A 13546-nucleotide genomic window follows, 5' to 3' on the forward strand; every position below is an offset into this window, starting at 1 on the left:
TATCCCTTACCGCCCGGTGTGGCCGTTCAGCCGGTTGGCCGTATGGACGGCGCGGAGCACCGCGGCCGCCTTGTTGCGGCACTCGGTGTCCTCGGCGACCGGATCGGAGTCGGCCACGACACCCGCTCCGGCCTGCACGAATGCGGTTCCTTCGCGCAGCACGGCGGTACGGATGGCGATCGCGGTGTCCGAGTCGCCGGCGAAGTCGAGATAACCGACACATCCGCCGTAGAGCCCGCGCCGGGAGGGTTCGAGCTCGTCGATGATCTGCATCGCGCGGGGCTTCGGCGCTCCGGAGAGGGTTCCGGCGGGGAAGCAGGCGGTGAGCACGTCGAAGGCGGTGCTGCCCGCGGCGACGCGGCCGGTCACGGTCGAGACGATGTGCATGACGTGGGAGTAGCGCTCGATCGACATGAAGTCGACGACCTCGACGCTGCCCGGCTCGCAGACCCGGCCGAGGTCGTTGCGGCCGAGGTCGACGAGCATCAGGTGCTCGGCGCGCTCCTTGGGGTCGGCGAGCAGTTCGTCGCCGAGTGCCTGGTCCTCCTGCGGGGTCGCGCCGCGCGGCCGGGTGCCCGCGATGGGGTGGACCATGGCGTGCCCGTCCTCGACCTTGACCAGGGCCTCGGGGCTGGAGCCGACGACATCGAAGCCGTCGAAGCGGAAGAGGTACATGTACGGGCTCGGGTTGGTGGCCCGCAGCACCCGGTAGACGTCGAGAGCACTGGCGGCGCAGGGGGTCTCGAACCGCTGCGAGGGGACGACCTGGAACGCCTCGCCCGCCCGGATGCGCTCCTTGATGTCCTCGACGGCGGCCTGGTAGTCGGGCCCGCCCCACGGGACGGTGAAGTCGGGGAGTTCGGAGGGCGGCAGAACGGCGGGGGCGGAGGCCAGCGGCCGCGCGAGGTCGGCCTCCATGGCGTCGAGCCGGGCGACGGCGTCCGTGTACGCCTCGTCGACACCGGTGTCGAGGTCGTTGTGGTTGATCGCGTTGGCGATCAGCACGACGGTGCCGTCCCAGTGGTCGAGCACGGCGAGGTCCGAGGTGAGCAGCATCGTCAGCTCGGGGAGCTTCAGGTCGTCGCGCTCGCCCGGACCGATCTTCTCCAGCCTGCGGACGATGTCGTAGCCGAGGTAGCCGACCATGCCGCCGGTGAAGGGCGGCATGCCGGACGCCGGGTCGCTCGTGTGGGTCCCACCGACGTCGCCGGGCGTGGGAGTGTGCAGGGTCTCGACGGTGGCGCGCAGGGCGGCGAGCGGGTCGCCGTCCGTGGGGACGCCGACGGGCGGGGTGCCGAGCCAGTGCGTGTGACCGTCACGTTCGGTGAGGGTGGCGGCGCTGCGGACCCCGACGAAGGAGTAGCGGGACCAGGACCGCCCGTTCTCGGCGGACTCCAGCAGGAAGGTGCCGGGACGTTCGGCGGCCAGCTTGCGGTAGAGCCCGACCGGAGTGTCGCCGTCGACCAGGAGCCTGCGGCTGACGGGGATGACGCGGCGGTCGGCGGCCAGCTTCCGGAAGGTGTCGAGATCCATGGCGGCTGAGCCTACTTGCCGAGCGGGAGCACGTCGGCGTCGAAGCAGGTGCGGTCGCCGGTGTGGCAGGCGGCCCCGATCTGGTCGACCTTGACGAGGATGGCGTCGGCGTCGCAGTCCAGGGCGACGGACTTGACGTGCTGGACGTGACCCGACGTGTCGCCCTTGACCCAGTACTCCTGGCGGCTGCGCGACCAGTAGGTGCACCGGCCGGTGGTCAGCGTGCGGTGGAGGGCCTCGTCGTCCATCCAGCCGAGCATCAGCACCTCACCGGTGTCGTACTGCTGGGCGATGGCCGGGAGGAGCCCGCCGGCGTCGCGCTTGAGGCGTTCGGCGACGGCGGGATCGAGGGAGCTGGCGGGGACACTGCTGGTCATACGGCCATTGTGCCGTGTTGCGGGCGCGCGGTGGACGGTATGTCCACTGGGCGGACCGTGTGCCGCCGCCGTAGGCTGGCGGACATGTCGACCCATGCGAAGCGTGAACGACTTCTGCTCGCCGATCTGTTGGAGGCGGCGGGCCCCGATGCCCCGACCCTGTGCGACGGCTGGACGACCCGGGATCTCGCGGCCCATGTGGTGGTGCGTGAGCGGCGGGCCGACGCGGCCGGCGGGATCATGATCCCGCTGCTCAGGAGCCGGCTCGACCGGGTGATGGCCGAGTTCACGGCCCGGCCGTACGACGAGCTGATCCGGCTGATCCGTACGGGACCGCCGCGGATGTCGCCGTACGGGATCAAACAGGTGGACGAGGCCGCGAACACGGTCGAGTTCTTCGTGCATGCCGAGGATGTGCGCCGGGCGCAGCCCGACTGGACCCCGCGCACGCTGGACCGGGTCTTCGAGGACGCGCTGTGGTCGCGGCTGGAGAAGGCGGCCCGGCTGCTGGGCCGCAAGGCGCCGGTGGGCCTGGTGCTGCGGCGGCCCGACGGCCAGACGGCGGTCGGTCATCGCGGCACGCCGGTGGTCACGGTCACCGGTGAGCCCGGTGAGCTGACGGTCTTCGCGTTCGGCCGGCAGGACGCGGCCCAGGTGGAGCTGGAGGGCGACAAGGACGCGGTGGCCCGGCTGCGGGACATGGGCCAGCTCGGGATGTAGGGAGTGTCCGCACAGGGTCGTCGTCCGCCCGGACGCGGGGAACCGGACGAGACTGTGCGGATATGACCTCGGCAGTCAGCGCACGAGTTCGGCGCGGCGGACAACCGGGGTGAGGAGCCCGACGGCCGCACCCGTCATGCTGATCGCGCCGCAGGCGAGGAAGACGGGCACGGTGCCGAAGCTGTCGGTCGCGAACCCGAAGAGGGGGTACGCGAGCGGGGCGATGCCCACGCTGGTGAGTGCCATGACCGAGCTGACCCGGCCGAGGTAGGCCGGGTCGGTCGCGCTCTGGATCAGCGCGATCGCCAGTCCCCCGCACACGCCCGCGACCAGGCCCGTGGCACCTGCGAGGGCCACGGCCGTGACGAGCGCGGGCGCCAGCGCCAGCGAGCCGATGGCGGCGCTGCCGACGAGGAGGGCCGCGATCTGGACCGCCCCGGCGCGCGGCAGGCGGCGGGCGGCGGTGAGCAGCAGGGCGCTCGCTCCGGCGCCGACCCCGAAGGCGCCGAGGATCCAGCCGACGCCCGACGGCCCCCAGCCGCGCTCGTCGGCGAGGAGGACGAGACCGACGTTCAGCGGCGGGATGGCTCCGAGTTCGCTGAGGGCTCCGGAGAGGACGAGCGGGCCGATCAGCGGATGGCGGCGGATGTGGCGCAGTCCGTCGCGTAACTGCTGCCAGGGGGGGTTCGCCCCGGTCCTGGCCGATGCCCCCGGGCAGCGGTGCGATCCGCACCGCGACGAGCAGGACCAGCGAGAGCGCGAACAGGCCTCCGGCGACACCGAAGGCGGCCGCGGGTCCACCGGTTCCCATCGCGAATCCGGCGAGGGGCGGGCCGGTGGTGGTGCCGACGCGCTGGACGAGGGCGCGCAGTCCCTGGACGCGTACGAGCTGCCCGGCGTCGGTGATGCGGGGCGGCAGGGCCCCGACCGCGGGCATGAACAGGGCGTCGACCGCGCCGAAGACGAGGGCCGCGGCGATCAGCAGCCACAATCCGGGCGTGGCGAGGGCGAGCGCGCCGGCGACGGCCAGGATCACGGCGCAGCGGACGGCGTCGGAGGCGATGACGACCCGGCGCGGGCCGAAGCGGTCGGCGATCACTCCGCCGCCGAGCATGAGCAGTGCTCTGGGCACGGCTCCGGCGGCCATCACCACGCCGACCTGGGCGGGCCCGGCGATCTGGGCGGCGGCCCAGCCGAGCGCGAGGAAGTAGATGCTGTCGCCGACGAGGGAGGCGGCGTAGGCGCCGAGCCACCGCAGGACGTTCCCGTCGCGATGGGCGGCGCGGGCCGGTATGCGGGTGCTGGAGGTCGCGGTCTCGGTCGCGGTCACTCGGGCTCCTTCGGGCAGGAGGACGCAGGCGTCGCAGAAGGCGTCAGGGGCGGAAGGGGAATCCGTACATGTGCACCGCGACGTGCTCACGCCCTGCCGTGTCACCGCTCTCCTCGGCGGCGCGGCCCCGGTCGGTCCAGCGGCGCATCAGCTCACCGATCTCGTCGGCCATCTCCTGGAGCTCCGCGGAGGTGAGACGGGGCACGTACTCGGAGCTGAAGGCGGCGTCCGTCCACTCGTCGGGCCAGGCGGCCTGCTGGTCGAGGTAGGCCGCGTACCGCTCGGTGCGGGTGTCGACGAGCCGGCGGATGACGGTGCCGGCGACCGCCGCGCCCTCGGGGCCGTCGAAGTCCGAGGTGCGGAAGGTGAATCCCAGCTCGGTGGAGAGGCGCCACCAGCGCTCGCGGCCGTCCTTGCCCGCCTCCGGCGCCTCTTCGATGAACCCGTGCTCGGCCATCTTGCGCAGGTGGTAACTGACCAGCGAGACGGCCTCGTCGACCTGGTCGGCGAGGTGGGAGGCGGTGGCGGTGCGGGCCATGTAGAGGGCGCGGTAGAGCTTGATGCGCAGGGGGTGGGTGAAGACCTTGAGGGCCTCGACGTCGGTGATGCGCTGGGTCTCGTGGTCCGCCATGACCCGACCGTAGATACGAAAGAGAAGTTGCGCAATAAGATTTGCGCAACTTCTCTTTCGTATCGCAGGTCCCGACGGGTCAGGGGGCGGGCGTCACCAGCGCACCGGCAGCTTCCGTACGCCCCTGATCAGCATTCCCGGCATCCAGGGGAGGTCCGCCACCTCCGCGTCGAGCGCCATTCCAGGGAAGCGCTCCAGCAGTCCGCGGATCGCGATGCGGCCTTCGAGCCGGGCCAGCGGCGCGCCGAGGCAGTAGTGCAGACCGTGCCCGAAGGCGATGTGGCCGCGCGCGTCGCGGCGGATGTCGAACCGGTCCGGGTCCTTGAAGCGCCCCGGGTCGCGGTCGGCGTCCGCCATCGCGATCAGGACGGTGGAGCCCGCCGGGATCGTGACGCCCTCCATCTCCACGTCCGCGAGGGCCAGTCGGTCCGTGCAGGCCTCCACCGGGCCGTCGTAGCGGAGCATCTCCTCGATCGCCCCGTCGAGCAGCGAGAAGTCCGCACGCAGCGCGGCGAGTTGGTCCGGGTGCGCGAAGAGCGCGCGCATGCCGTTGCCGATGAGGTTGACCGTCGTCTCGTGCCCCGCGATGAGCAACAGCACGGACATGCCGATGAGTTCGTCCGGCGAGAGCCGGTCGCCGCCCTCGTCGACGGCGTGGATCATCGCGCTGAGCAGATCCTCACCCGGGTCCCGGCGCTTGGCGGCGATCAGCTCCCGGAGGTAGGCCGTCGTCTCCTGGTAGGCCTGCGCCTCCGCCTCCGCACTGGTGCGCGCCACCATCTCGTTGGACCAGCCGCGGAAGGCGTCGCGGTCCATCCCGGGCACGCCCAGCAACTCACAGATGACGGTCATGGGCAGCGGAAAGGCGAACGAGGCCACCAGGTCGGCCCGCCGCTCCTCCGCCGACGTCATGGCGTCCAGCAGTTCGTCGGTGATCTGCTGGACACGCGGGGCGAGCGCCTCGATGCGGCGCGGTGTGAACTCCCGTGCCACCAGCCGCCGCAGGCGGGTGTGGTCCGGGGGGTCGGACATCAGCATGTGCGCGAGCGCCGGCTGGTCCTGGTCCGTGTTCACGATCTGGGTGATGTCACCGGACTTCATCCAGTCCCGGCTCAGCCGGGGATCGGTGAAGGCGGTACGGCACGCCTCGTACCCGACGACGAGCCACAGCTCCTCGCCGTCGGGAGCGCGCACGTGATGGACGGGCCCCTCCGCGCGGAGCCTGGCGTAGACGGGATACGGGTCGCTGACGAAGTGCGGACTGAGTTCCGCGAGATCGGCAATGGGCCGGGTCACCATGCTGTTCCCCCTGTTCATCATGGGTCCAACGGCACGCTAACCCGGCCCACAGGAGGGACGGACGCCAGTTTTCGGACAGTTTGTCCTGCGTCTCGGACAGTCCGCCCGGCGTCCCGGACCGTCGCCCGGCCTCAGCGCACGGGGTGACCGGATCCGCGCAGGGTCTCCTTGACCTCGGAGATCCGCAGATCGCCGAAGTGGAAGACGGAGGCCGCGAGGACGGCGTCCGCGCCGGAGTCCACCGCAGGCGCGAAGTGCTCCAGCCGGCCCGCGCCGCCGCTGGCGATCACGGGCACGGTGACATGCCTGCGCACCGCCGCGATCATCTCGGTGTCGTAGCCGTCCTTGGTGCCGTCGGCGTCCATCGAGTTGAGCAGGATCTCGCCCGCCCCCAACTCGGCGGCCCGGTGCGCCCATTCGACGGCGTCGATGCCGGTCCTCTCGCGGCCGCCGTGCGTGGTGACCTCGAACGAACCGGACGCGGTACGCCGGGCGTCCACCGACAGCACCAGCACCTGCCGGCCGAAGCGCTCGGCGATCTCACGGATCAGCTCGGGCCGGGCGATCGCCGCCGTGTTGACGCCCACCTTGTCGGCACCCGCCCGCAGCAGCTTGTCGACGTCCTCCGCCGAGCGGACACCGCCGCCGACGGTGAGCGGGATGAAGACCTGCTCGGCGGTGCGCCGCACCACGTCGTACGTCGTCTCCCGGTTGCCCGAGGAGGCGGTGATGTCGAGGAAGGTGAGCTCGTCGGCCCCCTCGGCGTCGTACAGCTTCGCCATCTCGACGGGGTCGCCCGCATCGCGCAGGTTCTGGAAGTTGATCCCCTTGACGACCCGTCCGTCGTCCACGTCCAGACAGGGGATGACACGGACCGCCAGACTCATCCGGCACCTCCCCGGTACGCCTCGACCTCCACCTCGACGACCAGGCTGGGGTCGACGAAGCCGGAGACGATGATCATGGACGCGGCGGGGCGGACCTCGCCGAACAGCTCCTTGTGCGCGCGGCCGACGTCGTCCACGTCACGGGCGTGCGTGAGGTACATCCGCGTCCGCACCACGTGCTCCCGGCCGAGGCCGAGCTCCTTCAGCGCGTCGATGGCGACACCGAACGCGGTGACCGCCTGCTCGTAGGGGCCGCCCGCCGAGATCTGGCCGCCGACGGTCGACGTGCAGCCGGAGACGAGGACCAGGCCGGTCGGCAGCTCGACGGCGCGGGAGTAGCCGAAGGACTCCTCCCACGGGTTCTCCGAGGCGAGACGGCGTACGGAATCGGTCATGCCGACACCGCCGCGAGCGCCTCTTCCAGCGTGAACGCCTTGGCGTACAGCGCCTTTCCGACGATCGCGCCCTCGACACCGGCGGGGACCAGCGAGGAGAGGGCCCGCAGATCGTCGAGCGAGGAGACACCGCCGGAGGCGACGACCGGCTTGTCGGTCGCGGCGCAGACGTTCTTCAGGAGTTCCAGGTTGGGGCCCTGGAGGGTGCCGTCCTTGGCGATGTCGGTGACGACGTACCGCGCGCAGCCCTCGGAGTCGAGGCGGGCCAGCGTCTCGTAGAGGTCGCCGCCGTCGCGGGTCCAGCCGCGGCCGCGCAGGGTCGTGCCCCGGACGTCCAGGCCGACCGCGATCTTGTCGCCGTGCTCGGCGATGACCTTGGCGACCCACTCCGGGGTCTCCAGGGCGGCCGTGCCCAGGTTGACCCGGGTGCAGCCGGTGGCGAGGGCCGCGGCGAGCGAGGCGTCGTCGCGGATGCCGCCGGACAGCTCCACCTTGATGTCCATGGCGCGCGCGACCTCGGCGATCAGCTCGCGGTTGTCACCGGTGCCGAACGCGGCGTCCAGGTCAACGAGATGCAGCCATTCCGCGCCCGAGCGCTGCCAGGCCAGGGCGGCTTCCAGGGGGGAGCCGTAGGACGTCTCGGTGCCGGACTCGCCGTGCACCAGCCGGACGGCCTGGCCGTCGCGGACGTCGACTGCGGGAAGGAGTTCAAGCTTCGGCATTACAGCGTCTCGATCCAGTTGGTCAGCAGCTGGGCGCCGGCGTCGCCGGACTTCTCGGGGTGGAACTGGGTCGCCCACAGCGCGTTGTTCTCCACGGCGGCCACGAAGCGCTCGCCATGGGTGGCCCAGGTGACCTGGGGGGCGCGGATGGCGGCGTTGGTGACCTCCAGCTCCCACTCGTGCACGGCGTAGGAGTGCACGAAGTAGAACCGGGTGTCGTCGTCGGTGCCGGCGAACAGCTTGCTGCCGGCGGGCGCCTCGACGGTGTTCCAGCCCATGTGCGGGACGACGGGCGCCTTGAGCGGGCCGACCGTGCCGGGCCACTCGTCGAGGCCCTCGGTCTCCACGCCGTGCTCGATGCCGCGGCCGAACAGGATCTGCATGCCCACGCAGATGCCCATGACGGGGCGGCCGCCGGAGAGCCGGCGGCCGATGATCCAGTCGCCGCGGGCCCGCTTGAGGCCGTCCATACAGGCCGAGAACGCGCCGACGCCCGGGACGAGGAGTCCGTCGGCGTTCATCGCCGTGTCGAAGTCACGGGTGATCTCGACGTCCGCGCCGACCCGGGCCAGCGCCCGCTCGGCGGAGCGGATGTTGCCGAACCCGTAGTCGAAGACGACGACCTTCTTCGGAGTGCTCATTCCCAGATCCCCTGGATCCGCAGGACACCGGCGACCAGGCACATCACGGACCCGATGCCGAGGAGCACGACGAGGCCCCGGGGCATGTCCTGCTTGATGAAGGAGTACACACCGCCGGCGAGGAAGAGCCCGACGACGATGAGGACGGTGGAGAGGCCGGTCACAGGGCGCCCTTCGTGGACGGGAGGATGCCGGCCGCGCGCGGGTCGCGCTCGGACGCGTAACGCAGGGCGCGGGCCAGCGCCTTGAACTGGCACTCCACGATGTGGTGCGCGTTGCGGCCGTACGGCACGTGCACGTGCAGCGCGATCTGGGCCTGCGCGACGAACGACTCCAGGATGTGCCGGGTCATCGTCGTGTCGTACTCGCCGATCATCGGCGCCATGTTCTCGGGCTCGGTGTGCACGAGGTACGGACGTCCCGACAGGTCCACGGTGACCTGGGCGAGGGACTCGTCCAGGGGCACGGTGCAGTTGCCGAAGCGGTAGATGCCGACCTTGTCGCCGAGCGCCTGCTTGAAAGCGTTGCCGAGCGCGAGTGCGGTGTCCTCGATGGTGTGGTGCGAGTCGATGTGGAGGTCGCCCTCGGTCTTCACGGTGAGGTCGAACAGCCCGTGCCGGCCCAGCTGGTCGAGCATGTGGTCGTAGAAGCCGACCCCGGTCGCGACATCGACCTTCCCGGTGCCGTCGAGGTCGATCTCGACGACGACGGACGTCTCCTTGGTGGTGCGTTCGACCCGTCCTACGCGGCTCATGCGCTCTGCTCCTTCTTGCTGCGTTCCTTCATCAAAGCGCGAACCGCATCGAGGAACGCGTCGTTCTCTTCGGGGGTGCCGGCGGTGACCCGCAGCCATCCGGGTACGCCGTTGTCACGGACCAGGACGCCGTGGTCGAGGATCTGCCGCCAGGCCTCGTGCGCGTCGGGGAACCGTCCGAACTGCACGAAGTTGGCATCGGACTCGGTGACCTCGTACCCGATGGCGAGCAGCTCGGCGACCAGGCGGTCCCGCTCGGTCTTCAGCTGCTCGACGTACCCGAGCAGGGTATCGGTGTGTTCGAGGGCGGCGAGCGCGGTGGCCTGGGTGACGGCCGACAGGTGGTACGGCAGGCGGACCAGCTGGACGGCGTCGACCACGGCGGGATCGGCGGCGAGATAGCCCAGACGCAGCCCGGCGGCGCCGAAGGCCTTGGACATGGTGCGCGACACCACCAGGTTCGGCCGGCCCTCGATCAGCGGCAGCAGCGAGGGGCGGTGACTGAACTCCACGTACGCCTCATCGACCACGACCAGGGACGGCTTGGCCGCCTGGGCCGCGTCGTACAGCGCGACGACGGTCTCGGCGTCGACCGCGGTGCCCGTGGGGTTGTTGGGCGAGGTGATGAAGACGACGTCCGGCCGGTGCTCGGCGACGGCCTCCCGGGCCGCCGCCACGTCGATGGTGAAGTCGGCGTGGCGCGGCCCGGAGATCCAGGCGGTGCCGGTGCCCCGGGAGATCAGGCCGTGCATCGAGTACGAGGGCTCGAAGCCGATGGCGACACGGCCCGGCCCGGCGAAGGTCTGGAGCAGTTGCTGGATGACCTCGTTGGAGCCGTTCGCCGCCCAGACGCCCGCGGCGGCCACCTCGTACCCGGTGGTGCGGGTGAGGTAGCGGCCGAGCTCGGTGCGCAGCTCGACGGCGTCGCGGTCGGGGTAGCGGTTGAGGCCGCGGGCGGCCTCCCGGACCCGCTCGGTGATCCGGTCGACCAGCGCCTCGGGCAGCGGGTAGGGGTTCTCGTTGGTGTTCAGCCGGACGGGCACGTCCAGCTGGGGCGCGCCGTACGGGGACTTGCCCCGCAGCTCGTCCCTGATGGGGAGATCGTCGATGCCGGTCACTTCTGCGGCACCTTCCAGCCGAAACGCGCCTTCATGGCGGCGCCGTGCGCCGGCAGGTCCTCGGCCTCGGCGAGAGTGACCACGTGGTGGGTGACCTCGGCGAGGGCGTCGCGGCTGTAGTCCACGATGTGGATGCCGCGCAGGAACGACTGGACGGACAGACCCGAGGAGTGGCAGGCGCAGCCGCCGGTCGGCAGGACGTGGTTGGAGCCCGCGCAGTAGTCGCCGAGGGAGACGGGGGCCCAGGGGCCGACGAAGATCGCTCCGGCGTTGCGGACGCGGGCGGCGACCGCGGCGGCGTCAGTGGTCTGGACCTCCAGGTGCTCGGCGCCGTAGGCGTTGACGACCCGCAGGCCCGCCTCGATGTCGTCGACCAGGACGATCGCGGACTGCTTGCCCGCCAGCGCGGGCAGGATCCGGTCGATCACGTGCTTGGTGGCCGCGACCTGCGGCTCCAGCTCCTTCTCGACCGCGTCGGCCAGCTCCGGGGAGTCGGTGACCAGCACCGCGGCGGCCATCGGGTCGTGCTCGGCCTGGCTGATCAGGTCGGCGGCGACGTGCACCGGGTCGGCGGTGTCGTCGGCGAGGACCGCGATCTCGGTCGGGCCGGCCTCGGTGTCGATGCCGATCCGTCCGGTGAAGTAGCGCTTGGCGGCGGCGACCCAGATGTTGCCCGGACCGGTGACCATGTTGGCGGGGGCGCACCCGTCGGGTCCGGAGGTTCCGTACGCGAACATCGCGACGGCCTGGGCGCCGCCGGCCGCGTACACCTCGTCGACGCCGAGCAGCGCGCACGCGGCCAGGATCGTCGGGTGCGGCCGGCCGCCGGCCGGGTCGCCGTCGAAACGGGGCTTCTGCGGCGGGGAGGCGAGCGCGATCGACTCGACGCCCGCCTCCTGCGCCGGCACGACGTTCATGATCACGGAGGAGGGGTAGACGGAACGGCCGCCCGGGGCGTAGAGCCCGACGCGCTCGACGGGCACCCACTTCTCGGTGACCGTGCCGCCGGGGACGACCTGGGTGATGTGCTCGGCGCGGCGCTGCGCCCGGTGCACGATCCTGGCGCGCCGGATCGACTCCTCCAGCGCGGCCCTGACCTCGGGGTCGAGCTGCTCCAGGGCCTCGGTGAGCGCGGCGCGGGGCACCCGCACCTGCGTCAGCGTGACGCCGTCGAACCTCTCCGCGTACTCGATCAGCGCCGCCGTGCCCCGATGGTGCACGTCCTCGCAGATGGGCCGCACCTTCTCCAGGGCGGCTTCCACGTCGAACTCGGCACGGGGCAACAGGTCACGCAGAGCAGCGCCCTCGGGGAGGGCCTCGCCGCGCAGATCGATTCGAGAGATCACGCAGACAATTCTCTCAGACCTGGTCCGGCCTCCGATCGTCCGTATCAATGGCTGATACACGCCACTCTTTTTGACCATGACCACATGCGTTCAGTTGGTTACTCAGCGGGAAGAACAGCTGTACGAGCCAAGGAAGCGGAGGAGCGGCAGTGACCGAGCCGCTGGACGACGGTCCTCCCGACGGGCTGAGCCCGCCCGAGGAACGCATGTGGAACGCCTTCCGGAACGGAAGCACATACGACCTGAGCGATCCCAATCCCCTGTTGAACGACCCCTTCTCGCCACGCCCCTGGGGTCCCGACCGCAGTGTCCGCGCGTCCATCGTCGCCCGGCTGCTGCTGAGCGGACCGACCGCCCGCCCCGGCCGGGTGGCCGCGCTGAAGCTGCGCGGGATCCAGATCACCGGCACCCTCAAGCTCGCCGGCGGCAGCATCGCCCCGTACGTCGAGCTGAACGGCTGCCGCTTCGAGAACGAACTACTCATGCCCGAGGCGCACTTCACCACCGTGCGCATGGTCGGCTGCGCGATCCCGCGGATCGAGGCGGCCCGGCTGCGCACCGAGGGTGATCTGCATCTGCCGCGCTGCCGCATCGAGCACGGCATCCGCCTCACGGACGCCCAGATCGGCACCGACCTGCTGATCAACCAGATTCATGTGCGGCCCGACCGCAGAGGCCGGGCGATCACCGCGGACGGCATGTCGGTCGCGCAGGACTTACAGGCGGAACTGATAGAGACATACGGAGAGTTCAGCCTGCGCGGCGCGAAGGTCGGCGTCTCGCTCAGCCTGCGCGGCAGCAGACTGCGGGCCGCGGGCGAGCGCCGGGCGCTGAACGCACCCCAGCTCAGCGTGGAGCGGACGCTCTACATGACGGGCGCGTGGGTCAGCGAGGCCACCGGCAACCAGGGCGCCACTCCCCCGTTCGGCACCCCGCGGGGCAGCACCACGGGGCGCGGGACGAGACTTCAGCCGTTCGAGTGCCGGGGCGGGGTGCGTCTCGATGACGGCCGCTTCGGTGACGCGGTCGATCTGAACCGTGCGCGGTTCGTGCTGAACGCGGGCGAGGAGCTGTCACTGCGCCGGATCGTGACACCCGAGCTGCGGTTCAGCGCCGAGCGCCCCGAGGAGGGCCGGGTCGTGCTGAACGGCGCGAAGGTCGTCACTCTGATCGACATGGCGGTCAGCTGGCCGGGCCCGGGAGGCCTCGCGATGGGCGGGTTCGTCTACGAGAACCTCGTCCCCTACGAGGAGTTCCCGCTGAGCAGACGGCTGGAATGGGTGGCCTCGGCGACCCCCGAGTACTCCCCCGAGCCGTACGAACGCCTCGCGACCGTGCTGCGCAACAGCGGCGAGGACGAGGACGCCCGGGAGGTGCTGCTGGCCAAGCAGCGCCGGCGCCGCGAAACGCTGCCGCTGGCCGGGAAGCTGTGGGGCCTGCTCCAGGACTGGACGGTGGCGTACGGCTACCGGCCCGGCCGGGCCGCGCTGTGGATGGCGGTGCTGTGGGCGGCCGGCACGGTCGCCTTCTCCCAGGTGGAACCGGCGCCGATCAAGTCCGGGGAGCATCCCGAGTGGAACGCCCCGCTGTACGCGCTGGATCTGCTGGTGCCAGTGATCAATCTCGGCCAGGACGGCTACTGGCTGCTTGACGGCCGCTGGCAATGGGCCGCGGCCGCGCTGGTGCTGCTGGGGTGGATTCTCGCGACGACGGTCGCGGCCGGCGCGTCCCGTCTCCTGCGGCGCGGCTGAGTCACTTTCTTTACGCTCTCTTGGCTTCCGTCAGGACAACCA

14 protein-coding genes and 1 pseudogene are annotated in these 13546 nt (G+C 71.2%); 2 read left to right on the top strand and 13 right to left on the bottom strand.

Annotation, left to right across the window (positions count from 1 at the left end; genetic code table 11):
- Positions 1-6: 6 nt before the first annotated feature.
- Both ACQPWZ_RS09200 and hisI read right to left on the bottom strand, forming a co-directional pair.
- The gene (locus ACQPWZ_RS09200) at positions 7-1533 is read right to left on the bottom strand and encodes an anthranilate synthase component I (protein ID WP_433571087.1); all 1527 of its coding nucleotides are present in this window, start codon (positions 1531-1533) and stop codon (positions 7-9) included.
- 11 nt (positions 1534-1544) lie between these two features.
- The gene (hisI, locus tag ACQPWZ_RS09205; RefSeq protein ID WP_313946911.1) at positions 1545-1910 is read right to left on the bottom strand and encodes a phosphoribosyl-AMP cyclohydrolase; all 366 of its coding nucleotides are present in this window, start codon (positions 1908-1910) and stop codon (positions 1545-1547) included.
- A gap of 84 nt (positions 1911-1994) precedes the next feature.
- Between hisI and ACQPWZ_RS09210 the strand changes: the two genes are divergently transcribed.
- Positions 1995-2630: a TIGR03085 family metal-binding protein gene (locus tag ACQPWZ_RS09210; protein WP_340472574.1), complete on the top strand. Its 636-nt coding sequence runs from the start codon at positions 1995-1997 to the stop codon at positions 2628-2630.
- A gap of 75 nt (positions 2631-2705) precedes the next feature.
- On the opposite strand, the pseudogene ACQPWZ_RS09215 reads toward ACQPWZ_RS09210, so the two are convergent.
- From ACQPWZ_RS09215 to hisD, 11 genes and pseudogenes are all read right to left on the bottom strand, one after another.
- Positions 2706-3960 (bottom strand): annotated as a pseudogene (locus ACQPWZ_RS09215) (MFS transporter).
- 43 nt (positions 3961-4003) lie between these two features.
- Positions 4004-4591, bottom strand: coding sequence for a helix-turn-helix domain-containing protein (locus tag ACQPWZ_RS09220; protein WP_405568823.1), 588 nt, complete (start codon positions 4589-4591; stop codon positions 4004-4006).
- A 93-nt stretch (positions 4592-4684) separates the two neighbouring features.
- The gene (locus tag ACQPWZ_RS09225; RefSeq protein ID WP_405568825.1) at positions 4685-5890 is read right to left on the bottom strand and encodes a cytochrome P450 family protein; all 1206 of its coding nucleotides are present in this window, start codon (positions 5888-5890) and stop codon (positions 4685-4687) included.
- A 131-nt stretch (positions 5891-6021) separates the two neighbouring features.
- Positions 6022-6777 carry an imidazole glycerol phosphate synthase subunit HisF gene (gene hisF / locus ACQPWZ_RS09230; RefSeq protein WP_340472576.1) on the bottom strand — a complete coding sequence of 252 codons (756 nt, stop codon included), beginning with the start codon at positions 6775-6777 and terminating at the stop codon, positions 6022-6024.
- On the bottom strand, positions 6774-7172 hold the full coding sequence (locus ACQPWZ_RS09235) for a RidA family protein (protein WP_340472577.1): 399 nt from the start codon (positions 7170-7172) through the stop codon (positions 6774-6776). Before ACQPWZ_RS09235 ends, hisF begins: the two co-directional genes overlap by 4 nt.
- Positions 7169-7894, bottom strand: a complete 726-nt coding sequence (gene priA / locus ACQPWZ_RS09240) for a bifunctional 1-(5-phosphoribosyl)-5-((5-phosphoribosylamino)methylideneamino)imidazole-4-carboxamide isomerase/phosphoribosylanthranilate isomerase PriA (RefSeq protein ID WP_313946904.1) — start codon at positions 7892-7894, stop codon at positions 7169-7171. Before priA ends, ACQPWZ_RS09235 begins: the two co-directional genes overlap by 4 nt.
- The gene (gene hisH, locus ACQPWZ_RS09245; protein ID WP_340472578.1) at positions 7894-8535 is read right to left on the bottom strand and encodes an imidazole glycerol phosphate synthase subunit HisH; all 642 of its coding nucleotides are present in this window, start codon (positions 8533-8535) and stop codon (positions 7894-7896) included. The genes priA and hisH overlap by 1 nt, the downstream gene beginning before the upstream one ends.
- Positions 8532-8699, bottom strand: a complete 168-nt coding sequence (locus ACQPWZ_RS09250) for a hypothetical protein (protein ID WP_340472579.1) — start codon at positions 8697-8699, stop codon at positions 8532-8534. Before ACQPWZ_RS09250 ends, hisH begins: the two co-directional genes overlap by 4 nt.
- A complete protein-coding gene (gene hisB, locus ACQPWZ_RS09255; protein WP_313946901.1) occupies positions 8696-9289 on the bottom strand; it encodes an imidazoleglycerol-phosphate dehydratase HisB in 594 nt (197 codons plus the stop codon). The genes ACQPWZ_RS09250 and hisB overlap by 4 nt, the downstream gene beginning before the upstream one ends.
- A complete protein-coding gene (locus ACQPWZ_RS09260) occupies positions 9286-10407 on the bottom strand; it encodes a histidinol-phosphate transaminase (RefSeq protein ID WP_433571088.1) in 1122 nt (373 codons plus the stop codon). Before ACQPWZ_RS09260 ends, hisB begins: the two co-directional genes overlap by 4 nt.
- A complete protein-coding gene (gene hisD / locus ACQPWZ_RS09265; protein WP_356699239.1) occupies positions 10404-11753 on the bottom strand; it encodes a histidinol dehydrogenase in 1350 nt (449 codons plus the stop codon). Before hisD ends, ACQPWZ_RS09260 begins: the two co-directional genes overlap by 4 nt.
- Positions 11754-11902: 149 nt before the next feature.
- Between hisD and ACQPWZ_RS09270 the strand changes: the two genes are divergently transcribed.
- Positions 11903-13504 (top strand): oxidoreductase, encoded by a 1602-nt coding sequence (locus tag ACQPWZ_RS09270; RefSeq protein ID WP_433571089.1) that lies wholly within the window; start codon positions 11903-11905, stop codon positions 13502-13504.
- Positions 13505-13546 lie beyond the last annotated feature (42 nt).

It is taken from the genome of Streptomyces sp. CA-251247, assembly GCF_050952975.1.
Lineage (GTDB): Bacteria > Actinomycetota > Actinomycetes > Streptomycetales > Streptomycetaceae > Streptomyces > Streptomyces achmelvichensis.

Bases quoted from the DNA above. Each gene is read 5' to 3' on its own strand.
- ACQPWZ_RS09200 (WP_433571087.1), bottom strand. From the start codon at position 1,533: ATGGATCTCGACACCTTCCGGAAGCTGGCCGCCGACCGCCGCGTCATC.
- hisI (WP_313946911.1), bottom strand. From the start codon at position 1,910: ATGACCAGCAGTGTCCCCGCCAGCTCCCTCGATCCCGCCGTCGCCGAA.
- ACQPWZ_RS09210 (WP_340472574.1), top strand. From the start codon at position 1,995: ATGTCGACCCATGCGAAGCGTGAACGACTTCTGCTCGCCGATCTGTTG.
- ACQPWZ_RS09220 (WP_405568823.1), bottom strand. From the start codon at position 4,591: ATGGCGGACCACGAGACCCAGCGCATCACCGACGTCGAGGCCCTCAAG.
- ACQPWZ_RS09225 (WP_405568825.1), bottom strand. From the start codon at position 5,890: ATGGTGACCCGGCCCATTGCCGATCTCGCGGAACTCAGTCCGCACTTC.
- hisF (WP_340472576.1), bottom strand. From the start codon at position 6,777: ATGAGTCTGGCGGTCCGTGTCATCCCCTGTCTGGACGTGGACGACGGA.
- ACQPWZ_RS09235 (WP_340472577.1), bottom strand. From the start codon at position 7,172: ATGACCGATTCCGTACGCCGTCTCGCCTCGGAGAACCCGTGGGAGGAG.
- priA (WP_313946904.1), bottom strand. From the start codon at position 7,894: ATGCCGAAGCTTGAACTCCTTCCCGCAGTCGACGTCCGCGACGGCCAG.
- hisH (WP_340472578.1), bottom strand. From the start codon at position 8,535: ATGAGCACTCCGAAGAAGGTCGTCGTCTTCGACTACGGGTTCGGCAAC.
- hisB (WP_313946901.1), bottom strand. From the start codon at position 9,289: ATGAGCCGCGTAGGACGGGTCGAACGCACCACCAAGGAGACGTCCGTC.